This is a genomic window from Salipiger marinus (assembly GCF_900100085.1).
GTDB classification, from domain to species: Bacteria; Pseudomonadota; Alphaproteobacteria; order Rhodobacterales; family Rhodobacteraceae; genus Salipiger; species Salipiger marinus.
Genome location: NZ_FNEJ01000016.1, coordinates 85,597 through 107,653, shown reverse-complemented (window position 1 = coordinate 107,653; position 22,057 = coordinate 85,597). Strand labels below are relative to the sequence as shown.

Annotated in this window: 21 protein-coding genes; 17 read left to right on the top strand and 4 right to left on the bottom strand. The window is 67.0% G+C overall.

Features of this window, described 5'->3' with window-relative positions; genetic code table 11:
- Positions 1–414: 414 nt before the first annotated feature.
- From BLR51_RS17685 to BLR51_RS17640, 11 genes are all read left to right on the top strand, one after another.
- Positions 415–627: a hypothetical protein gene (locus tag BLR51_RS17685; RefSeq protein WP_089849465.1), complete on the top strand. Its 213-nt coding sequence runs from the start codon at positions 415–417 to the stop codon at positions 625–627.
- Positions 590–748 carry a hypothetical protein gene (locus tag BLR51_RS27795; RefSeq protein WP_165616867.1) on the top strand — a complete coding sequence of 53 codons (159 nt, stop codon included), beginning with the start codon at positions 590–592 and terminating at the stop codon, positions 746–748. The genes BLR51_RS17685 and BLR51_RS27795 overlap by 38 nt, the downstream gene beginning before the upstream one ends.
- A 470-nt stretch (positions 749–1,218) precedes the next feature.
- On the top strand, positions 1,219–2,082 hold the full coding sequence (locus BLR51_RS17680; protein ID WP_207543656.1) for a helix-turn-helix domain-containing protein: 864 nt from the start codon (positions 1,219–1,221) through the stop codon (positions 2,080–2,082).
- 150 nt (positions 2,083–2,232) lie between these two features.
- Positions 2,233–3,243 (top strand): TRAP transporter substrate-binding protein, encoded by a 1,011-nt coding sequence (locus tag BLR51_RS17675; protein WP_089849461.1) that lies wholly within the window; start codon positions 2,233–2,235, stop codon positions 3,241–3,243.
- 90 nt (positions 3,244–3,333) lie between these two features.
- Positions 3,334–3,831 carry a TRAP transporter small permease gene (locus BLR51_RS17670; protein WP_089849459.1) on the top strand — a complete coding sequence of 166 codons (498 nt, stop codon included), beginning with the start codon at positions 3,334–3,336 and terminating at the stop codon, positions 3,829–3,831.
- Positions 3,828–5,111 carry a TRAP transporter large permease gene (locus BLR51_RS17665; protein ID WP_089849457.1) on the top strand — a complete coding sequence of 428 codons (1,284 nt, stop codon included), beginning with the start codon at positions 3,828–3,830 and terminating at the stop codon, positions 5,109–5,111. The genes BLR51_RS17670 and BLR51_RS17665 overlap by 4 nt, the downstream gene beginning before the upstream one ends.
- A gap of 12 nt (positions 5,112–5,123) precedes the next feature.
- Positions 5,124–5,969, top strand: a complete 846-nt coding sequence (locus tag BLR51_RS17660; RefSeq protein WP_207543655.1) for a dihydroorotate dehydrogenase electron transfer subunit — start codon at positions 5,124–5,126, stop codon at positions 5,967–5,969.
- On the top strand, positions 5,966–6,892 hold the full coding sequence (locus BLR51_RS17655; RefSeq protein WP_089849455.1) for a dihydroorotate dehydrogenase: 927 nt from the start codon (positions 5,966–5,968) through the stop codon (positions 6,890–6,892). Before BLR51_RS17660 ends, BLR51_RS17655 begins: the two co-directional genes overlap by 4 nt.
- Positions 6,889–8,160: a Zn-dependent hydrolase gene (locus BLR51_RS17650; protein ID WP_089849453.1), complete on the top strand. Its 1,272-nt coding sequence runs from the start codon at positions 6,889–6,891 to the stop codon at positions 8,158–8,160. The genes BLR51_RS17655 and BLR51_RS17650 overlap by 4 nt, the downstream gene beginning before the upstream one ends.
- Positions 8,157–8,867 carry an orotate phosphoribosyltransferase gene (locus BLR51_RS17645; protein ID WP_230798083.1) on the top strand — a complete coding sequence of 237 codons (711 nt, stop codon included), beginning with the start codon at positions 8,157–8,159 and terminating at the stop codon, positions 8,865–8,867. Before BLR51_RS17650 ends, BLR51_RS17645 begins: the two co-directional genes overlap by 4 nt.
- A gap of 17 nt (positions 8,868–8,884) precedes the next feature.
- Positions 8,885–9,205 (top strand): hypothetical protein, encoded by a 321-nt coding sequence (locus tag BLR51_RS17640; RefSeq protein ID WP_089849449.1) that lies wholly within the window; start codon positions 8,885–8,887, stop codon positions 9,203–9,205.
- Between the two features lie 535 nt (positions 9,206–9,740).
- Here BLR51_RS17640 and cysN read toward each other — a convergent pair.
- Both cysN and cysD read right to left on the bottom strand, forming a co-directional pair.
- A complete protein-coding gene (cysN, locus tag BLR51_RS17635) occupies positions 9,741–11,648 on the bottom strand; it encodes a sulfate adenylyltransferase subunit CysN (protein ID WP_089849447.1) in 1,908 nt (635 codons plus the stop codon).
- Between the two features lie 55 nt (positions 11,649–11,703).
- Positions 11,704–12,666 carry a sulfate adenylyltransferase subunit CysD gene (gene cysD, locus BLR51_RS17630; protein WP_089849445.1) on the bottom strand — a complete coding sequence of 321 codons (963 nt, stop codon included), beginning with the start codon at positions 12,664–12,666 and terminating at the stop codon, positions 11,704–11,706.
- A gap of 39 nt (positions 12,667–12,705) precedes the next feature.
- Between cysD and BLR51_RS17625 the strand changes: the two genes are divergently transcribed.
- Positions 12,706–13,737 carry a helix-turn-helix transcriptional regulator gene (locus BLR51_RS17625; protein ID WP_089849443.1) on the top strand — a complete coding sequence of 344 codons (1,032 nt, stop codon included), beginning with the start codon at positions 12,706–12,708 and terminating at the stop codon, positions 13,735–13,737.
- Positions 13,738–13,798: 61 nt separating this feature from the next.
- Here the strand turns inward: BLR51_RS17625 and BLR51_RS17620 are convergent, their stop codons facing one another.
- A complete protein-coding gene (locus tag BLR51_RS17620; protein WP_089849441.1) occupies positions 13,799–14,710 on the bottom strand; it encodes a LysR family transcriptional regulator in 912 nt (303 codons plus the stop codon).
- A gap of 131 nt (positions 14,711–14,841) precedes the next feature.
- On the opposite strand from BLR51_RS17620, the gene BLR51_RS17615 reads away from it, so the two are divergent.
- The 5 genes from BLR51_RS17615 to BLR51_RS17595 all read left to right on the top strand — a co-directional run bounded on the left by BLR51_RS17615 (position 14,842) and on the right by BLR51_RS17595 (position 21,092).
- Complete coding sequence (locus BLR51_RS17615) at positions 14,842–16,125, top strand: TRAP transporter large permease (RefSeq protein WP_089849439.1); 1,284 nt, start codon at positions 14,842–14,844, stop codon at positions 16,123–16,125.
- A 27-nt stretch (positions 16,126–16,152) separates the two neighbouring features.
- The gene (locus tag BLR51_RS17610) at positions 16,153–17,136 is read left to right on the top strand and encodes a TRAP transporter substrate-binding protein (protein WP_089849437.1); all 984 of its coding nucleotides are present in this window, start codon (positions 16,153–16,155) and stop codon (positions 17,134–17,136) included.
- 15 nt (positions 17,137–17,151) lie between these two features.
- The gene (locus tag BLR51_RS17605) at positions 17,152–17,685 is read left to right on the top strand and encodes a TRAP transporter small permease (RefSeq protein WP_089849436.1); all 534 of its coding nucleotides are present in this window, start codon (positions 17,152–17,154) and stop codon (positions 17,683–17,685) included.
- Between the two features lie 29 nt (positions 17,686–17,714).
- A complete protein-coding gene (locus tag BLR51_RS17600) occupies positions 17,715–19,166 on the top strand; it encodes an N-acyl-D-amino-acid deacylase family protein (RefSeq protein ID WP_089849434.1) in 1,452 nt (483 codons plus the stop codon).
- A gap of 366 nt (positions 19,167–19,532) precedes the next feature.
- On the top strand, positions 19,533–21,092 hold the full coding sequence (locus BLR51_RS17595) for an ABC transporter substrate-binding protein (protein WP_089849432.1): 1,560 nt from the start codon (positions 19,533–19,535) through the stop codon (positions 21,090–21,092).
- Here BLR51_RS17595 and BLR51_RS17590 read toward each other — a convergent pair.
- Positions 21,064–22,005 carry a LysR substrate-binding domain-containing protein gene (locus tag BLR51_RS17590; protein ID WP_165616866.1) on the bottom strand — a complete coding sequence of 314 codons (942 nt, stop codon included), beginning with the start codon at positions 22,003–22,005 and terminating at the stop codon, positions 21,064–21,066. The two genes, BLR51_RS17595 and BLR51_RS17590, sit on opposite strands and share 29 nt — an antisense overlap.
- Between the last annotated feature and the right edge of the window lie 52 nt (positions 22,006–22,057).

Genomic DNA, 22,057 nt, shown 5'->3' with positions numbered 1-22,057 from the left:
GCCAGTTCCCGCATCCACCGCCGCAGCACGCTCTCGGCCACATCAAGATCACGTGCGGCCTGCGCCACCGTACTCCCCACTTCGTCACCAGCCTTACGGCCTCGAACTTGAACTCACGGCTGAACTTCCGTCTGGTCATACCCACTCTCCAGTTCCTTGGTCACGATCTTGTCTTCGTGTCCACGAAACCGGCAGCAGAGGCCACTCCCCCATTCTTGAGGCTCGGCGCCAGCCAATCTGGCGCAACCCGCGAACGGAGAATGCTGCGGGAGAGGCCACCGACCCAGTCAGCTCACTCCCCGATCATGGGGTCTAATGGCTTTGCCGATCTAAAAACACTTCTGGCGTTGGTCTGACGCCGAGGCGCGCGGCATCGGGCAGGGCTACCGCGAGCGGGCCGCGCTGGCCCATGCGGTGCAGAACCTTGGCGGGGCGGTCTCGCTGGCTTCGGATCTGCTCTCCGGGCTCGAGGTCGACAGCGCGCGCATGGCCCGCAACCTCGACCTGACCGGCGGGCTCATCCATTCCGAAGCGGTGATGATGCACCTGTCCGAGCAGCTTGGCCGTCTGCGCGCCCATGACGTGCTTCATGAGGTGGCGCTGCGGATCGCGGAGGGCGGATCTTGACGCCGCGCTGCAGGAGGTGGCCGGGATCACCCTGCCGCCCGGGGTGATCGGGACCGAGGCGCAGATCGGCACCGCGCAGGAGATGATCGACCGCGTGCTGCGGCGCAACGCCCGGCCCTGAGGGCCGCAGGCTGCGGCGGGCCCGCCCCTGACGCGAGGCAGGCCTCCGGGCAGAGCTGCGCGGGGGCCGAGTCGTGGCCTCGACAGAACCGGGGAACCCTTGCCTGGCTCTGCCGTCCCCCGGTCCGGGGCCGGGTCTGGCTGGGTGCGAAAAAGTGCGGCAATCTTCTCAGTTTTTGGACATCTGTCCCCAAGCTGAGGAATTTTCCGTGGAAAATGAGGGCTTTTGCCGTGCAGACGGCGGGAAGAAACCCGCCGGTCTTGCCCGTTTTCCAGTCAGATATCACCGAAAACACAGGGTTTTTGCGAAGTTCCGGTCTGTTGGGGCAAGTTGCGGTTGCTCCCCGGGCGCGTTTGGATCATTTTCGATACGGCTGCGCCAAGGGGAGGCCGCAGCGGATCTCTGTCACGTGCGGCCCCGGCAGGACAGGCGAAACAGCAAAGAGGCAGACCGTGACGCAGGCTGGCAAGGTGAACTTCGTAGACCTCGGGGCGCGGCTGCGGGCCTATCGCATGGGCCGCGGGCTGGCGCCCGAGGTGCTGGCGGCGCGGCTTGGCATCTCGCGCGCGGCGCTTTACCGGGCGGAGAAGGGCGAGATCGCCAAGATCGAGATGCTGACCGCCATCGCTGACGAGCTGCATGTCTCGCTGCCTTCGCTGCTGGGGGTGGGCATCGAATATGTGGACAATGCGGTCAGCTTCTTCGAGCGGATGCGCCAGATCGAGGAGGACAGCGAGCAGATCATCGGCCTGTTCAGCCCCGTCTCCTATCTGGTGACGACCGAAGGCTATGACGCGGTTCTGGCGCAGGTCCTGCACGAGGCGGCCCCCGGCGATCTGGCGCAGGATGTGGTCCAGATCCTTGAAATCCTGAGGAAAAGAAAAGAGCATTTCCTCAGCCGCCGGTCGCTTCTGGTGTCGATCGTGTCGGATGCCGATATCGAGCGCTTCCTGCGCGAGGGGCTGGTGGGGCGCCGGGATCTGGAGGCAGACACGCTGGCCCATCGCCGCCACATGGCGCTGCGCGAGGCCCGGCATATCAGCCGCATGCTGCGCGAGCCCGATATCGGCATCCAGCTGGGCGTGGCGCGCGAACCGATCCCCTCCACCTCGTTCCAGATCGTGCGCAAGGGGGCGGCCTCGACCCTGACCATCAGCCCCTTCCGGCTGGGCCACAATCCCAATATCCGCATCGGGGTCGGGCTCATCACCTCGGCGCCCGAGGCGCTGGAGCTGCATGAGGGCATCGCGAAACGGCTCTGGGCGACCTCGCTCAAGGGGGTGGAGGCGGCGGACCATGTCGATGCGCTGATCGCGTGCCATGGCATTCGCTAGCGGCACTGCCCAAAATATGGGCGGCAGCTTTTCCGGGAGCCGGGAAAATTTCCGCCTCGTCTCAAAATTTAGATTTTCCGGTTGACCATTCCCCGCCTGTTGGTGAACCTTCCGGGTGCTCAAGAAGAACAAACCCACAGGGAGTCCTGCATGTTCAAATCCGCCTATCTTCTGCCAAGCCTGACCGCGCTTGGCCTCGTCCTGTCCAGCGCCGCCTCGGCGCAGGAGTTCGTCGCCCGCATCGGCCATCTGGAAAGCTCGGCACAAAGCCGCCACGTGCATCTGGAAAAGGTGGCGGATCTGGTCGCGGAGCGCACCGAGGGCGCGGTCGAGCTGCAGATCTTCCCGCAGGGCCAGCTGGGCAACCAGCGCCAGATGAACGAGGGCGTGCAGCTTGGCACCATCGAGGGCACCGTCGCCCCCGCCGCCTTCCTTGGCGGGTTCAACCCGGTGGTGTCGATCCTCGACATCCCCTACCTGCTGCCCGAGGATGACGCCAAGGCGCAGGCGCTGCGCGAAAGCGCCTTCGGTGCGGAGCTGCTCGACAGCTTCTCCTCCAAGGGCATGGTGGCGCTGACGCTCTGGCCCAATGGCAAGAAGCAGTTCACCTCCAACGAGCCGCTCGACAGCTTGGGCGATTTTGCCGGTCAGAAATTCCGCGTCATGGACAGCTCGATCCTGATCGAGCAGTACACCGCACTTGGCGCCTCGGCCATCGCCCTGCCCTTCGGCGAGCTTTACACCTCGCTGCAGACCGGCGTGGTCGATGGCGAGGAGAACCCGCTCGACACCATCAAGAACATGAAATTCTACGAGGTGCAGAAAAACCTCGTGGTCTCGGATCATGGCGCGATGGAAGACGTGGTGCTGTTCAACCCGATGTTCTGGGAGAGCCTGCCCGCCGAGCATCAGGAGGTGATCCGCACCGCCTTCACCGAGGTGATCCCCGAGCTGACCGCGCACAAGGCCGCCGCCGTGCAGGAGGCGCTGGAGGTCATCGAGGGCGCGGGCACCAATGTGCGCGTGGCCCCGCCGGAAGAGCGCGCCGAGCTGCGCGAGCTGACCTGGGGTCCGGCCTCGGCGGCCTATGTCGCCATGGCGGGCGAGGCGGGCGAGGCGCTGCTGGCCACCTATGACGCGGCCATCGCCGAGCTCGACTGATCCCGCGATCCGACCGGCCGGGCCCGCCCCTGCGGCGGGCCTGTGCCGTCCGTTCCCGAACTGGCGCGCGAGGCGCCGAAGGACCCTTCCATGCCCCTGCTCAACCTCCTGAGGAAGATCGAGCGCAGCCTGCTGGTCGCGCTCTTCCTGACCATGGTGCTGCTCTATACCGGATCCGTCGTGACCCGGGAGATCGGCGGCACCTTCGCCAGCCGCTTCGCCTGGATCGAGGAGGCGGTGCGGATGATGAACCTCTTTCTCGTCTTTCTCGCCCTCGGGCTCGCGCTGGAACGCGGCAAGCATGTGGGCATCACCAACCTGCGCCAGAAGCTGCCCGATCCGGCGCGGCGCTGGCTCTGCCGGGTGATCGACCTCGCCGGGCTCGGCTTTTCGCTTTATGTCGCGTGGCTGTCGCTCGATCTGGTGCGCTTCGTGCTCAACACCGGGCAAAGCTCGCCGACGCTGGGCGTGCCGATCGGGCTTGTCTATCTCGCCCCGGTCATCGGCTTCCTGCTGCTGGCGCTGCGCTACGGGCTCAGCCTTTTTGGCGTGATTGACCGCTTTGCGGCACAGGAGGCGGCGCAATGATGCTGGCCATCGTGATCGGGCTCGCTCTGCTGCTGCTGGTCGGCGGGTTCGAGATGCTGCTGGTGCTGGGCCTGCCCGCGCTGGCCTATAAGGAGCTGTTCTACGCAAGGCTGCCGGATCCGGCGGTGGTGCAGAAGATCGTGGGCGGCATCGACCACACCACGCTGCTCGCCATTCCCTTCTTCATCTTTGCCGCCAACCTCATGGGCTCGGGGCAGATCGCCCGGCAGCTGGTCAGCGTGGTCACCGCCATGATCGGCCATACCCGCGGCGGCATCGGCCATGTGGTGGTGGGCGGGTCCATGGCCTTCGGCGCGGTCTCGGGCTCGGCTCCGGCCACCGTCGCCGCCATGGGCCGCATGGTCTATCCCGAGATGCGCCGTGCGGGCTATTCCGAGAAGTTCAGCCTTGGCCTCTTGGTCGCCAGCGCCGAGACGGCGCTGCTGATCCCGCCCTCGATCACGCTGATCGTCTATGGCTGGATCACCGGCACCTCCATCGCGCAGCTTTTTGCGGCGGGGCTGGGTGTCGGGCTGGTGCTGGGCATCGCCTTCGCGATCTTCGTCGAGATGCAGGCGCGCCGCGACAATGTCAGCCGCAGCCCGCGCCTGCCCGCCCGCGCCCGGCTCCGCGCGCTCTGGGAGGCGAAATGGGCGCTTGGCATGCCGGTCATCATTCTGGGCGGCATCTATTCCGGCGTCATCACCCCCACCGAGGCCGCCGCCGTCAGCGTGGTCTATGCCATTCTCGTGGAGATGCTGGTCTTCCGCAGCCTTGGCCGCGCCGATCTGGTGCGCATCACCGAAGACAGCGCCATCAACACCGCGATCATCTTCGTGCTGCTGGCCATGGGCGGGCTCATCTCGTTTTTCGTGACGCTGGCGCAGGTGCCGGACATGATCCTCGGGCTGCTCGCCTCTGCCGAGGCCGGGCGCATCGCCTTCCTGATCGCGGTCAACCTGCTGTTCTTCATCGCGGGCATGTTCATCGATCCCAATTCCACCCTGCTGGTGCTGGTGCCGCCGCTTTACCCGGTCGCCATGAGCTTCGGCATCGATCCGGTGCATTTCGGCATGGTGGTGACGCTGAACATCTGCCTTGGCATGATCACGCCACCGTTCGGGCTCGACATCTTCGTGGCCTCCTCGACGCTGGGCAAACCGGTGGTGGAGATCATCCGCGGCGTCTGGCCTTTCGTGGTGGTCAACCTGATCGTGCTGCTGCTGATCACCTATGTCCCGCAGATTTCGCTGATCGTCCCCAAGCTGATCTACGGCTGAGAAAGGCGTGTCATGACCCTCTCCCCTTCCGTCCTGTCGGTGCCCATGGCGCCGGGCGTGCTGCCCCGCTGCGCCGAGGCGCGCTGCGTGGTGCGTTCCAACCTGCCGGTCAATGGCGAATACCGTCTGCTGACGCTGGACGCGCCGCCCGAGGTGCTGGACTGCCAGCCCGGCCAGTTCTTCCAGCTGCTCTGCCCCGAACCCGAGGGCGAGCATCCCTTCCTGCGCCGCCCCATGAGCATCTATGGCTATGATGCCGAGGCGGGGCAGCTGCAGTTCCTCTACAAGGTGGCGGGTGCCGGCACGCGCGGGCTGGCCACGCTGCGCCCGGGCGGCATGCTCAACGTGCTGGGGCCTCTGGGGCAGGGGTTTTCCATGCCGCAGCACTGGCAGGATCTGCTGCTGGTGGCGCGCGGCGTGGGGCTTGCCACGCTGGCGCCGCTCGCGCGCGCGGCGCAGCGGTCGGGCCGGCGGCTGACCGCGATCTGTTCGGCGCGCCGTCCCGAGCTTGCCATGTCGGTGGATCTGTTCCGCGGCTATGGCGCCGAGGTCATCGTGGTGCATGACGAGGATGGCAGCTCCACCCCCGAGGCGCTGCGCGGCCTGATCGAGGCGCGCATCGCGGCGGGCCGGGTCGATGCCTTCTACACCTGCGGCTCGTCGCGGCTGCTGCGGCTTCTGCAGGATCTGGGCCAGCGCCACGGCATCCCCGGCGAGATCGCCATGGAACAGCAGATGGCCTGCGGTCTTGGCATGTGTCAGGCCTGCGTCCGCCCCTTCCGCGAGGAGGGCGGCATCGTCCAGCGCCGGGTCTGCCGCGAGGGCCCGGTCTTTCCCCTCTTGGAGGCCATCGCATGAGCGCCGCCGATCTCTCCGTCCGGCTGGGGGCGATGACGCTTGCCAACCCGATCATGCCCGCCTCCGGCACCTTTTCCGAGGATCTGGCGGATGTGTTCGACCTCGACCTTCTGGGCGCGCATGTGCTCAAGACCATCATGCGCGGCACCCGGGCGGGCAATCCGGTGCCGCGGGTCTGCGACCTGCAGGGCGGCATGCTCAACGCCATCGGCATCCCGTCGAAGGGGATCGAGGATTTCCGCAGCCGCATGCTGCCCTACTGGCAGGGCTATCGCGCGCCGCTGGTGGTGTCGATCTCGGCCCATACGCTGGATGAATTCGCCCGGCTCTGCGCCGAGGTGAGCCTGCCCGGGGTCGCGGCGATCGAGGCCAACATCTCCTGCCCGAACATCGAGGCCGACGGCAATGCCTTCGCCATGCGCCCCGACACCACGGCAGAGGTGATGCGGCGGCTCCGGGCGGAAACCGACCTGCCGCTCTGGGCCAAGCTTACCCCCAATACCGGCGAGCCGGTGGCGGTGGCGCAGGCGGCGGAGGCCAATGGCGCGGATGCGCTGGTCACCGCCAATACCGCGCTTGGCATGGCCATCGACGTGCGCACCCGCCGCCCCCGGCTGGGCAATGGCATGGGCGGCATGTCGGGGCCTGCGGTGAAACCCATCGCGCTGCGCATGACCTATCAATGCGCCCGGGCCTGCACGATCCCGGTGATCGGCTGCGGCGGCATCGCCACGCTGGATGACGTGCTGGAATTCCTGATCGCGGGGGCCAGCGCCGTGCAGGTCGGCACCGCCACCTTCCAGTCGCCCACCGTCATGGCGCGGCTGGTGGCCGAGCTTGGCGACTGGATGCAGGCGCAGGGCCTTGCCTCGCTGTCAGAGATCATCGGCAGCGTCGAGATGCCCGAGGGAGAGGCGGCATGAAGCAGGCCCCGTTGCAGGACGCGACGCTGGAGGCGCTGGCCGCGCATGTCTTTGCCGAGATCCGCGCGCTCTCTCCCGACAGCGCCGGGGTCAGCCGCCCGGCCTTTTCCGGGATCGAGACGAAGGTGCTGGACTGGCTGGCGGAGTTTGCCCGCGCAGAGGGGCTCTGCGTGGAAGAAGACGCCGGGCGCAACCTGCTGTTCTGCCTGCCCGAACATGCCGAAGCCCCGCGCTGGGTGCTGATCGGCAGCCATGTGGATTCCGTGCCCATGGGCGGCAATTACGACGGGCTGGCGGGCGTGGTCGCGGGGCTGATGGTGCTGATCCGCGCCGCGCGCGGCGGGCGCGGGCTCGCCCGCCCGGTCAAATGCCTTGCGATGCGCGGCGAGGAAAGCGCGTGGTTCGGCGCCTGCTATCTCGGCTCCAAGATGCTGACCGGGCAGCTGCCCGCCGAGGAACTGGCCGCCTCCCATCGCGGCGACGGGCGCAGCCTTGCCGCGCATCTGGAGGATCTGGGCATCGACACCGCCCCGCTCGCCGCGCGCCAGCCGATCTGCGATCTGGACCGGATCGAGGAATATCTGGAACTGCATATCGAACAGGGCCCGCTGCTGGTCGAACGCGGCCTGCCTGCGGCGGTGGTGTCGGGGATCCGCGGCAATTTCCGCCACCGCCTGATCCGCTGCATCGGGCAGGCCGGGCATTCCGGCGCGGTGCCGCGCGCCTATCGCCACGATCCGGTGCTGGCCTTTGCCGAACTGATGCACCGGCTGGACGACACATGGGATCACCTGCTGCGCACCGGGCGCGATCTGGTGCTGACCTCGGGCATCGTCGGCACCGATGCCCAGAGCCATGCCATCGCCCGCATCCCCGACATGCTGGGCTTCTCGCTCGACATCCGCTCGCAGGAAACGGCGGTGCTGGCGCAGATGCGCGACTACCTGCGCGACCAGATGGACGACATCGCCCGCAGCCGCGGCGTGCGGTTCGAGACCGGCCCCGAAGTGGCGGTGGCCCCGGCGCTGATGGATCCGGACGTGATCGCCCGGCTGGAGGCGGCGATGGCGCGCAGCACCGGGGCCGCCTTCACCATGGCCTCGGGCGGCGGGCATGATGCGGCGGTCTTCGCGCAGGCGGGCATTCCCTCGGGCATGGTCTTCGTGCGCAACCGCAATGGCAGCCACAACCCCGAAGAGGCCATGGATCTGGCCGATTTCATGGTGGGCACCTCGATCCTTTCCGCCTATCTGGGGGGAGAAGAATGAAGGAAGTCTCCGCCATGCCGCTCGCCCCCGAGACCCGCGCCGATTATGCCCGCCGCACCGCCCGCGCGCTTCTGCAGATCGGCGCGGTGGAGACGGCGCAGGACCGGCCCTTCATCCTGTCCTCCGGCATCGCGAGCCCGGTCTATATCAACGTGCGGCGGGTGATCTCCTATCCCGCGATCCGCGAGATGCTGATGGGCTTTGCCACCGAAATCCTTGATGCCGAGATCGGGCGCGACCGCATCGACGCCGTGGCGGGGGCGGAAACCGCGGGCATTCCCTTTGCCGCATGGATCGCGGCGCTGTCGGGCCTGCCCATGCAATATGTGCGCAAGCGCGCGCAGGGCTTCGGCCCCGCCGCCCGGATCGAGGGCGTCTCGAGCCCCGGCCAGCGCGTGCTCTTGGTCGAGGATCTGACCACCGACGGGGCGTCAAAGATCCGCTTCTGCGAGGCGCTGCGGCAGGCGGGCATGGAAATCAGCGACGTGCTGATGCTGTTTCACTACGACATCTTCCCGGCCACCCGCACCGCCCTCGCCGAGCGCGGGCTGCGGCTGCATGCGCTGGCCAACTGGCGCGACATCCTCGCCGCCACCGAAGAGCAGCAGATCTTCACCCCTGCCGAACGCAGCCGCCTTGCCGCCTTCATCGAGGCCCCGCTGGACTGGTCCGCGGCGCATGGCGGATCCCGCCACATCACCTTCTGACCCGAAAGGACGACATCATGTTCAGCACCATTCTCACGACGCTGACCGAGCAGGGCAACGGCATCCACGCCTACCGGTCGGTGGCGCGTCTGGCCTATCGCACCGCCATCGACCGCCCCGATCAGGCCGCCGCCTTCTTCCTGCTGGCCACCATCGCCGATGCCTTCGTGGAACGCCACGAGCGCATGCCGCTGCTGTCCAAGGAGGCCGAGCAGAGCTTCGCCACCTTCCGCTCCGATCTGGAGGCCTTGGCGGCGGCTTATGAGCGGCAGGACACGACCGAGATCCTCGCCGTGCTGAACCGCATCTCCGCCGCCCATGCGGCAGATCTGGTGTAACCCTTCCGCCCGCGCCCGACCGGGGCGCGGCGAGAGCTTCGCCGGCCGTCCCTCCGCCCCCGGGGCGCCGGCGCAAAACGACTGACCCGCCGGAACGGCAGCCCCGCTGCGGGAAAGCTGCGCTGACCTGCTGCGGCAGGAGGTGAGCGCGCGGGGGAAGCCCCTCTTGCACCGGTCCTCTGGCGGACAGGCTCTGGCGGAGGCCCGGCTGCCTGCGCGCCGCAGCCGGGGCAGGACCATCGTCGCCGCGCCATCCTGCCCGATCCGGTGAGCCTGCGGCAGCGCGGTCCCCCGCCACCCGCGCCTGCTGCGGCAGCGCGGCGCCCTCACATACCGCTCAGCCGCGCGCCGGACCTGCGGCGGAGAAAGGCTGCCCCCGGTCAGAGCGCGACAGGGGGGGCGCTCCGGGCCATAGACGCGACGGCGCCTCCCCCCGCGCAGGGGCGGGGGGAGGCGCTGACGGCGCGGTGGCGCCCTGTCTTGGCAGGGGCTGTGACCGCCCCCCGACGCCGTTCCGGGCCGGGGGGCGCAAGGCTCAGGGGATCAGCCGCGCGATGATGAGGTCGGCGGCCTCTTCCGGGGACATCTCGGTCGTGTCGATCCGCAGTTCCGGCGCCTCGGGATGCTCGTAGGGCGAGTCGATGCCGGTGAAGTTCTTCAGCTGGCCAGCGCGGGCCTTGGCGTAAAGCCCTTTGACATCGCGGGTTTCGGCCACTTCCAGCGGCGTGTCGACAAAGACCTCGACGAACTCGCCCGGCTGCATCATGCCGCGCACCATCTCGCGCTCCGACCGGAACGGCGAGATGAAGGCGGTGATCACGATGAGCCCGGCATCGGTCATCAGCTTGGCCACCTCGCCGACGCGGCGGATGTTTTCCACCCGGTCGGCCTCGGTGAAGCCCAGATCCTTGTTCAGCCCGTGGCGCACGTTGTCGCCATCCAGCAGGAAGGTGTGGCGGTTCATCCGCGCCAGCTTCTTCTCGACGATATTGGCGATGGTCGACTTGCCCGAGCCCGACAGCCCCGTCAGCCACAGCACCGCCGGTTTCTGGTGCTTCATCGAGGCGTGATGCTCGCGGCCGATATCGGTGGCCTGCCAGTGGATGTTCTGCGCCCGGCGCAGGGCGAAATGGATCATCCCCGCCGCAACCGTGTGGTTGGTGATCTTGTCGATCAGGATGAAACCGCCAAGGTCGCGGTTCTCCTCGTAGGGGGCAAAGGGGATCTCGCGATCGGTGGTGATGTTGGCCACCCCGATGGCGTTGAGATCGAGCGTCTTGCAGGCCAGATGCTCCAGCGTGTTGACGTTGACCTCGTATTTCGGCTCCGCCACCGTGGCCGACACGGTCTGGGTGCCGATCTTCAGCCAGTAGGCGCGGCCCGGCAGCAGGGCATGCTCGTCCATCCAGACCAGCGTGCTTTCGAACTGGTCGGCCACTTCCAGCGGCGACTGCGCCGCAACGATCACCTGCCCGCGCGAACAGTCGATCTCGTCATTCAGCGTCAGCGTCACCGACTCCCCGGCCACGGCCAGATCCCGGTCGCCTTCGAGGCTGACGATGCGCGCGATGCTCGAGGTCTTGCCCGAGGGCAGCACCCGCACCGCATCGCCGGGGCGCACCTGCCCGCTGGCGATCATGCCCGCAAAGCCGCGGAAATCGAGATTGGGGCGGTTCACCCACTGCACCTGCATGCGGAAGGGGCTCGCCAGTTCGCGGCTCTGCTCGACCTCGACCGACTCGAGCAGCGGCAGCAGCGCGGGGCCGTCATACCACGGCGTGTTCTCGCTCGAGGTGGTGATGTTGTCACCCTTGAAGCCCGAGATCGGGATCGCGGTGAACTCGGTGATGCCGATGCTTTCGGCAAAGGCGCGGTACTCGGCGACGATGCGGTCGAAGGTCGCCTGATCGTAGCCGACCAGATCCATCTTGTTCACCGCCAGCACCACATGGCGGATGCCCAGAAGCTGGACCAGATAGCTGTGGCGGCGGGTCTGGACCAGCACGCCCTTGCGGGCGTCGATCAGGATCACCGCCAGATCGGCGGTGGAGGCGCCGGTCACCATGTTGCGGGTATACTGTTCATGGCCGGGGGTGTCGGCCACGATGAACTTGCGCTTTTCGGTGGCGAAGAAGCGGTAGGCCACATCGATGGTGATGCCCTGCTCGCGCTCGGCGGCAAGCCCGTCGACCAGCAGCGCAAAATCGATCTCCTCGCCCTGCGTGCCGCTGCGCTTGCTGTCGGATTCAAGCGCGGCAAGCTGGTCTTCGAAGATCATCTTGCTGTCATACAGCAGCCGCCCGATCAGGGTCGACTTGCCGTCATCGACCGAGCCGCAGGTGATGAAGCGCAGCATGGTCTTGTGCTGGTGCGCCTCGAGATAGGCGTCGATGTCCTCGGCGATCAGCGCGTCGGTCTTGTAGGTGGACTCTTGGAGGGTCATGAGGGGGTACCTGTCTGCAAAATAAGGGGCTGGAAGGGAGGCTGGCGCGGGGCGCTCAGAAATAGCCTTCCTGCTTCTTCTTCTCCATCGAGGCAGCCTGGTCGTGGTCGATGGCCCGGCCCTGACGTTCCGAGGTGGTGGTCAGCAGCATTTCCTGAATGACTTCCGGCAGGGTCTGCGCGGTGCTTTCGACGGCGCCGGTCAGCGGGTAGCAGCCCAGCGTCCGGAAGCGGATGGAGCGCATCACCGGCTCCTCGCCGTCCTTCAGCGGGAAGCGCGCGTCATCGACCATCAGCAGCATGCCGTCGCGCTCGACCGTCGGGCGCGGCTGCGAGAAATAGAGCGGCACGATCTCGATGCCTTCCAGATGGATGTACTGCCAGATGTCCAGTTCGGTCCAGTTCGAGATCGGGAAGATCCGGACGCTTTCGCCCTTGGCCTTGCGGGCATTGTAAAGCCGCCAGAGTTCGGGGCGCTGGTTCTTCGGATCCCAGCGGTGATTGGCGGAGCGGAACGAAAACACCCGTTCCTTGGCGCGGGATTTCTCCTCGTCGCGGCGCGCGCCGCCAAAGGCCACGTCAAAGCCGTATTTGTCCAGCGCCTGCTTCAGCCCTTCGGTCTTCCACATGTCGGTATGCAGCCCGCCATGATCGAAGGGGTTGATGCCGCGCTCCTTGGCCTCGGGGTTCTGGTAGACCAGCAGCTCCATCCCCGCATCCCGAGCCGCCTTGTCGCGCAGCTTGTACATGTCCTGGAATTTCCAGGTGGTGTCCACATGCAGCAGCGGGAAGGGCGACGGCGCGGGGTAGAAGGCCTTCTTCGCCAGATGCAGCATGACGGCGCTGTCCTTGCCGACGCTGTAGAGCATGACCGGATTTTCGGCCTCGGCGACAACCTCGCGCAGGATGTGAATGCTCTCCGCCTCAAGGCGCTGCAGGTGGGTCAGGGTTTTGCTGGTCATCGGCCATCTCTGTGAGGAACTGAGTTGGGCGAGAGCTAACCTTGCGCGCCGCGTCAAAAACCCCCCATATGGGGGGTAATTGCGCAGGAAAGGCCGATGCCGGACGAAACCGAGATCCTTGCGGCGCTGTTTGCCGCTTCATTAGGCCTGACCGAGGGCAGCTCTCCGCAGGGCTCCGCTGCGGCCCGCGAAGATCTGTGGCACGGTTTCCTGTCGCGGCTCGCCGCCGCCACGCAGGCCGAGAGCGCGCTGCTGCGGCTTGGCGGGCCGGGGCGCCCCGTCACCGGCTGGCAGGTGGGCGCGGACTGGGACGGCCCTGCCGAGGCGGTGGTGGAGCGCATGCGCAGCGGGCGGGTCTATTCGCAGATCGACCTGCCGGGGGCGGGGCCCTCGGGGCCGCCGCTGCGGGCGCTGCGCTGGCGCCTTGGCCGGGAGGCGCGGGTGCTGCTGGCGCTGCGCCGCAGGGGCGAGGATTTCCGCGCGGTGGACGGGCTGCAGCTGTCGAACCTGATCCCCTATCTGGGCGTGGTGCTGGGCGGCTGGCGGCAGCTCGAGGAAGAGCGGGCGCGCGCCCTGCTTGATGGCCAGATCGCCGCGGCGCTGGGGGGCGGCTGGATCCTCTTCGCGCCTTCGGGGCAGGTCAGCGCCATGGCCGAAGGGCTGGAGGCGCGGCTGCAGGCGCTGGCGGGGCTGAGCCTGCGCGCCGACGGGCGGCTGTCGCTGCCCGAAGAGGCCGCACAGGCGCTGCGTCTGGCCCTCGCGGCGGTGGCGCAGCAGCCGGGCACGGTCCGGCAGGTGGTGCTGTCGACCGAGCCGCGGGTGGAGCTGCGCCTCGGTCTTCAGACGGTCGGCGGCGAGCTGCAGCTGACGGGGCGGCTGCGCCATGCACTCTCGGCCCGGGCGCTGCCCTGCGACCGCCTCGCCCGCGCCTTCGGCCTCAGCCGCAGCGAGGCGCGGCTCGCGGCCTGCCTCTGCGACGGGCTGAGCCTTGCCGGGGCGGCGCAGGATCTGGGCTGGACGCTGGAGACGGCGCGCAGCACCTCCAAGCAGATCTATGCCCGCATGGAGGTCTCAGGCCAGCCCGGCCTGCTGCGCCGCCTGCTGGCAAGCGGCGTCTGGCTGGACTGAGCGGCGGCGCGGGCGGGCCCTGTCCCGACCGATCCTCGGCGGGCAGGGGGCGCGCCGGGGGTCATGGCCGCTTTCCCGCCGCCCAGTCGGCGAGCAGGGCGCGCATTTCCCGGACGAAGATCTGGATGGCGGTTTTCTGCGCGTCGGCGCCCATGGTGATGGCGTTGATCTCGATCGGCAGATCCGTCTCCAGCGGCAGGGTCACAAGGCCGGGCACGCCATGCAGCGCGGCGGTGAATTCGTCGACGACGGCGGAGCGGCCGAAGGCCTTGACCAGATGTGGCACCGAGACCAGCGAATTGCCGGTGATGGTGTCGCTATAGGCAAGGCCGCGCTCCACCAGCGCCTCGCTCAGCACCCGCCCGAGCGGGCCGCGCGCCGTGAGCCCCAGCATCGGCACCGAGACCAGATCCTCGAGCCTGACCCGGTCAAGCCGGGTCAGGGGGCCGCCTTCCGGGGTCAGCACCACCAGCCGTCCCTCGCCGATGCGCTCCGCCACGATGTCGGTCTCGGCGAACTTGCCCACGACCAGCCCGATCTCGACCATGCCTGCCCGCATATAGGTGATCTGCTGTTCCGCCGTGCCGATATCCAGCGTGATGCGCAGCCCGGGCAGGGCATCCAGCGTGCGCCGGAGCGCGGTCGGCACAAAATGCGGCGCAAAAAGCCCCACCGACATCACCGGCAGCCGCGTCCCGGTGCCCTTGCGCAGCGACTCGATCCGCCGTTCCAGCCGGGAGATGCCGTCATCCAGAAAACGGCTGTCCGTGTAGATGGCATCGGCCTCGGCGGTGGGCAGCACCCGGCCCTTGTCGAGCACGAACAGCGTCAGGCCAAGCGCTGCCTCAAAGTCGCGCAGATGGCGGCTGACCGTGGGCTGTGACAGTTTCATGACGCGGGCGGCGGCGGTGATCGAATGGTGTTCATAGACCGTGCAGAAGACCTGAAGCCTTTGAAGCGTAAGGGGTTTCACCGGGTTTGCCTTTCCTGCCAGATCCTTTGACCATAGCTATATGCTATGTATTCCTGAAATTATTTCTATTTTCATTTCGGGACATGCCTCCCACTCTTGACCAAAGCCGCAGCGGGGGAGGTCATCAGGACATGCAGGCGCCGTTCATCATGATCTTCGTGATCCTCGGGCTGCTCGCGGGATCCGCCATCGCCTATGTGATCGGCGCCTCGGCGATCCTGACCTTTGTCGTGACCGAGCGCGAAACCTTCATGGCGGCCCTGCCGCAGCGCCTGTTCAGCCAGCTTGACGTCTTTGCCTTCCTCGCCATGCCGCTGTTCATCTTTGCCGGGGATCTGATGAACCGGGGCGGGCTTGCGACCGCGCTCATCGATTTCTGCATGTCCTTTCTCGGGCGGCTGAAGGGCGGGCTGGGCCATGTGAATGTCATGACCTCGGTGTTCTTTGCCGGCGTGTCGGGATCGGCGGTCTCCGATGCGGCGGCCCTTGGCAATTCGCTGGTGCCAGAGATGCAGCGGCGCGGCTATCCGCTGGATTATGCGGCGGCGATCACCGGCGCCTCCTCGATCATCGGGCCCATCATCCCGCCCTCCTCGATCCTGATCTTCTACGGCGCGCTGATGGACACCAATGTCACGGCGCTGTTTGCGGCGGGGATCGTGCCCGGCCTGCTGCTGGCGGCGGTGCTGATGGCGATGAACGCCTTTTACGCCTATCGCGACGACCATCCCGGCGGCGCGGGGGATGACATTCCGCCCTTCCTTGGTTCGCTGGTGCGGGCGATCCCGGCGATGCTGCTGCCGGTCATCATTCTGGGCGGCACGCTTTTCGGCTTCATGACCCCCGCCGAGGCGGCGGCGGTCGCGGTCGTGGCGGCGCTGATCATCGGGGTCGTCATCGGCAGGATGACCCTTGCGGACATCCTTGCCAGCATCCAGCGCACCGCGATCATGCTGGGCGCCCTGTTCATCATCCTCTGCGCCATCTCGACCTTTTCCTACCTCGCCGCCCTGCTGCAATGGCCGCAGGCGATCGCGGCCACCGTCGAGGGCTGGGGGCTGGGACCGATCCAGTATCTGATGCTGATCAACGGGATTTTCCTGTTCGCGGGCATGATCATGGATGTGAAGGCCGCCGTGGCGCTTTTTGCGCCGATCTTCGTGCCGGTGGCGCTCGCCATGGGGATCGACCCGGTGCATCTGGGCATCGTGATCTGCTTCAACATCACCACGGGCCTGCTGTCGCCGCCCCTGGGCGGGGTGCTGCTGATCCTCGCGACCACGGTGCGGATGAACTACTGGCGCCTGATCCGGGCCACCCTGCCGTTCTTCTTTGCAGAGGTCCTGCTGCTTTTCGTGCTCACCTATTTTCCGGACATCTCGCTGGCGCTGCCGCGCTGGCTGGGGCTGGCGTGATCAAAAAACCAACAGAGGAGACCAGACATGAACATGATTTCGAAGCTTTTGGCGGCCAGCGCGCTGGCGCTGACCGGGGGCGCCCTGCAGGCGGCGGAAGTCAAGGTCGCCTTCAACGGCGCGGATGACCCCGAGACCAACGCGGAGGCCGCCTTTGTGGAGGGGTTCGCCAAGGCGCTCGACGGCACCGGGTTCGAGGTGTCGTCCTTTCCCTCCGATACGCTCGGCTCTGAAAAGGAACGCTATGACCAGGTGTCCCAGGGCCTGATCGAGGTCGATCTTGCGGCGCTGTCCACCACCTTCGGGCAGTCCTCCTTCGGCAAGGGCATCCAGCTGCCCTTCTTCTTCGAAAGCCGCGAGGAACTGGATGCGGTATTCGCCGAGACCGATGTGCGCGACACCATCAACGAGCCGCTGCTGCAGAACGGCGTGCGTATGGTCGGGCTCACCTATATCGGCATGGATATCGGCATCCACAACACCCAGCGCCCCATCGCCACGCTGGAGGATCTGTCCGGCCTGCGCTTCCGCGCGCTCAATTCCGAACAGCTGGCCCTGCAGGAGGCGCTTGGCGCGACCGGCACGATCATCTCGTGGTCGGAAGTGGCCAATGCCCTGCAGACCGGCGTGGCGGATGGCTATTTCAACCCGCCGAACTCGGCGATCCGGACCGGGCATACCGAATTCCTCAAGCATTTCACCCCGGTGGATCTGACCCCCTCGACCCGGGTCGTGCTGATTTCGGAAGACTGGTATGCGGCGCTCTCGGACGAGGAGAAAACCCAGATCGACGGCGCGATCGAGGCCGGGGTGCAGGCGAACCGCGACTGGATCACCGCCTGGGCCGGAGAGGTGCGCGCCAAGCATGAAGCGGCGGGCGTGACCATCACCGAGCTTGCCCCCGGCGAGCGGGAGAAGATGATGGAGGTCGCCCGCGAGACCTGGACCGCAGCGCTGGACGAGGCGGCGCTTCAGGCCTGGAAGGACGCCAAGGCGTCCGTCTCCGAGTAAGCCGAGGCAGACCCCATGAGGACGCTGTTTCGCGGCATATGTCACACCAGCACCGCGCTTGACCGCGTGGCGTCGGTGCTCGCCGGGGTCGCGATTGTCGTCCTCGTGGGGGCCGTGATGCTGCAGGTCGTGGCGCGCTACATGTTCAGCCAGCCCCCGGCCTATACCGAGGAGCTGGCCCGCTACGCCATGATCTGGGCAGGGCTGATCGGCGCCACCATGTCCTTCAAGCGCCGGTTCGATCCGGCGCTGTTCAACGGCGTCACCAAGGGTCCGGTCTGGATGCGGCTTGGCGCGCTGCTGCTGCAGTCGCTGGTCGTGCTCGTCTATCTGCTGCCGATCCTGTGGTACGTGGTCTTTGGCCCGGGCATGAATCCCGCGCGCGGCTTTCTTCTGCGCCACAGCCGCACCATGGCCGACGCGCTGCCCTTCTCGACGGTCTGGGTCGCCGTGGCGGTGCCGCTGATGATCGTCCTGATCCTGATCCATCTGGTCGCGCGCTGGTGCGGCGACACCGGTCCGGCAGAGCCGGAGCGCGACCAGTCCTGACATTACGAAACGACCGGAACGGAGGCCCCATGCAGGCTGATCTCATCATTCGAGGTGCGGACATCATCGACGGCACCGGCGCGCCGCGGCAGCGCGGCGACGTCGCCGTCACCGACGACCGGATCATCGCGACCGGAGATCTGACCCATTGGTCCGCCGGGCGCGAGATCGCGGCGGCGGGCCGGGTCGTGGCACCCGGCTTCATCGATCCGCATGTCCATCACGATGGCGCCATGCTGACCCGCCCGGACATGGAATTCATGACCTCGCAGGGGGTCACCACGGTGATCAACGGCAATTGCGGCTTTTCCATCGCGCCGCTGAAACGGATGGGCGCCGTGCCGGGGCCACTGCGCATGATCATCGAGGATGAAAGCTGCGCCTTCCCGACCTATGCCGCCTATCGCGACCGCATGCTGTCGGCCCCCGCTGCGGTCAATGCCGCCTGTCTGGTCGGGCATTCCACGCTGCGGATCAACGAACTGCCCGATCTCGACAAGCCCGCCGATGCGGCGCAGACCCTTGCCATGTGCCGCAGCCTTGATCAGGCGCTGGCCGAGGGCGCCATCGGCCTCTCGACCGGCACCTTCTACCCGCCCTCCCGCGCCGCCCCCACCGAGGAGCTGATCGCGCTGGCCAAGATCGCCCATCAGCATGGCAAGCTTTATGTCACCCATATGCGCGACGAGGGCGACCGGGTCATGGAGGCGCTGGAGGAGACCTTTCAGGTCGGGCGGGACAGCGGCTGCGGCGTGCATGTCTCGCATCACAAATGCGCGGGCCTTGCCAATCACGGCAAGTCCGAGATCACGCTGAAGATGATCGACGAGGCGATGCGCCAGCAGGATGTGGGGCTGGACACCACGCCTTGGGTCGCGTCCTCCACCATCCTGAATTCGGGGCGGCACAAGCAGGCGACCCGGGTCATCGTCGCCGAAAGCGAGCCCTTCCCCGAGCTTGCGGGCCGGGAACTTGACGATATCGCGCGGCAGTGGAACACCGATATCGACGATGCGCTCGAACGGCTGCTGCCCGCGACCGGCATCTTCTTCATCATGGACGAGCAGGACGTGCAGCGCATCCTGTCTTATGAACATACCATCATCTGCTCCGACGGCATCCCCACCGGCTCGCACCCGCATCCCCGGGTCTGGGGCACCTTTCCGCGCGTTCTGGGCCGCTATGCCCGCGACATCGGTCTGTTCTCGCTCGAAGAGGCGGTGCGGCGCATGACCTCGATGCCCGCCGACAGGTTCGGGCTGGGCGGGCGCGGACGCATCGCCGTGGGCGGCTTTGCCGATCTGGTCATCTTCGATCCCGACACGATCGAGGAGGGCGCCACCTTCGAGAACCCGATCTCCCCGGCCAAGGGGATCGACCGGGTCTTCGTGAACGGGCGCGAGGTCTGGGCCGAGGGCGCAAAGACCGGCGCCCGCCCCGGCCTGCCGCTTGCGCAGTCCGCCCCGGTCCGGGTGGTCTGACCGTCCCCCCGGGGGCGGGGGAGCCGCCGCCCCCGGGGCACCGGCGTGACTGCCGGTGCCCCCGCATCTCATGCCGTGCAATGTGCCAGAGGACGATGGCCGGAGCCTGCTTGGCTCGCGGTCCCGTCCCGTCCATGGATCAATGCCGGGGCCCTGCGGGCAGCAGGCCAGGAAGGGCGGGGAGGGCCGCACCCCCGGGCGGCGCGGCCTTTCCGGCGCATCCTTCCCCCCTCGCCTCTGCCGTCCTTTCAGGGGACGGGGGGATGAGGTCATAACCTCGTGGAATACCGGCCCCATCCAACTCTATTTGACGGGATGCCCGGTGAGGCTGCCAGATAGGGGCAGGCAAATCCAACGGGGAATAAAATGACATATTTCACAAAAGCGGTGGCGCTCTCCGCCACGCTGGCGGCCAGCCTGGCCTGGGCGGGACCAAGTCTGGCGCAGGACAAGATCCTGCGCGTCGGCATCAACGCGCCCGAGATCAAGACGCTTGACCCTCACCGCGCCTCCTCGACGGCGGAAAAGGGTCCGATGAGCTGGGTGTTCAACGGGCTGGTGCGCTTCCCGCCCGGCAGCGCCTCCCCTCAGGATCTGGAACCGGATCTGGCCGAAAGCTGGACCACCTCCGAAGACGGCACCGAATGGGTGTTCACGCTGAAGCAGGACGTGAAGTTCCACGGCGACTGGGGCGCGCTCACCGCAGAGGATGTGGTCTATTCGCTGGAACGGGCGAAGGATCCCGAACGCTCCAGCTTCGCCGCCGCCTATGCCGCCTTCGAGACGATCGAGGCGGTGGACGATCACACCGTCCGCATCGTGCTGGCGCATCCGGTGCCGGGGTTTCTTGGGCTGGTCTCGAACTACCATGGCGGCAACATCGTCAGCAAGGCGGCGGCCGAGCAGGAGGGCGAGGATTTCGGCAAGCAGCCCGTCGGCACCGGCCCCTTCGCGTTCGAGCGCTACGACACGCAGCAGCAGGTCGTCTTCGTGGCGCATGACGGCTATTTCCGCGGCGCGCCCAAGATCGACGAGATCGATTACCGGCTCATTCAGGCCGATGCCAGCCGCGAACTGGCCTTTGCCTCGGGGGAGCTGGATCTGATCTATGGCAAGCGCGAGCAGCGCTGGATCGACCGCTGGGCCCGCGAGGAGACCGCCAAGGTCGATGTCTTCTGGCCCGCAGAATACCGCACGCTGCATCTGAACACCACGATGGAGCCGCTGACCGACAAGCGTGTCCGCGAGGCCATGGCGCGCGCCATCAATGTCGACGAGATCGTCGCCTTCGTGGGGGAGGATGTCGGGCCCAAGGGCTGCTCGGTGGTGCCCTCCGGCTATCTGGGCGAAGACTGCAGCGCCTGGAGCTATAGCTACGATCCCGAGGCCGCCAAGGCGCTGCTGGCGGAGGCGGGCTTCGAGACCGGCGTGACGATCAAAGCCGTGGTGTCCAGCAACAACGCGCAGCTGCCCATCATGGAGGTGATCCAGGCGCAGCTGACCAAGGTCGGGATCACGCTCGACATGCAGGTCGTGGACCATCCGACCTATCACGAGATGATCCGGGACGATCTGAGCGGGGCGACCTTTTACGGCGCGGCGCGGTTCCCGATCGCCGACACCTATCTGACGGAATTCTATCACTCCGACGCCATCGTCGGCAAACCGACCGCGATCACCAATTTCTCGCATTGCGACGTGGCGGATGACGCGATCAACACGGCCAAGACCGAAGGGGACGCGGACGCGCAGCTTGCCGCATGGTCAGAGGCGCAGCAGCTGATCCACGAGCAGATCTGCTCGGTGCCGCTTTTCAACCTCCGTCAGGTCTGGCTGCGCAGCGCGAAGCTGGATTACGGCTATGATCTGGAGGGCGAGATGAACCTTGCGCCCCGGATCACCGAACTGACCGAGCTGACCGAGTGATGATCCCGTCGCGGGCGAAGGCTTCGGCCGTCGCCCGCACCGTCTCCACGAAGGTGGAGACCAGCCTGCGGTTGCGGCCATGGCGCAGGCGGCACAGCTGAAAATCCAGAAAATTTTCCGGCACGAAGGGGCGCACCGACACGCGCCCCTCGACCGTTTCGGCATAGACCGGATGGACCAGCGCTATGCCCATGCCGGCGGCGACCAGTTCGCAGACATTCTGCGATGTCGTGGCCTCGGTCACGATCCGGGGCTGGTGGCCCTCGGCCTCGAAGGCGCGTTCCAGCTGCAGCCGGGTGTAGCTGCTGTGCATGAACGCCACCAGCGGCTCGGTCGCCAGATCGGCGACGGAAAGCTCGGTCTTGTCCACGAAGGGATGATCCGGCGGCAGCATGCAGACCATGGGCATGTTCAGCAGCGGCTCGACCTCGATATGCGGATCCTCGACGCGGCCGGTGACGATGCAGGCATCGACCTTTCCGGAGCGCATCCAGTCCACCAGAAACTGCGAGGACCGGGCATGCAGGGAGATGAACACATCCGGCTCTGCGGTCGAAAAGCTGCGGATGGCGGTGGCGATGAAGCGGCCCGAAAGGGCGGGCAGCACCCCGATCGTCAGCCGCCCGCGTTCCTCGCTGCGCAGGTTGTCGATGGCCAGCGCGATCTGGTCGAGGCCGGAGAAGATCCGGTCCACCTCCTCATAGAAGCGCTGCCCGCGTTCGGTCGGGATCAGCAGCCCGCGCCGCCGTTCGAAAAGATCGAGCCCGGAATCCGCCTCCAGATTTGACAGCAGCTTGCTCGCCGCGGGCTGAGACATGTTCAGCGTCTCCGCCGCACGGCTGACGGTGCCGGTTTCGATCACCGCCTTGAAGACTTCGATCTGCCGCAGGGTGGGCTGCCTGTATGTCCGCATCATCGCGCTCCCATAACCTCGTGGAATACCGAAGCTGAAAATCGGTCTTTGT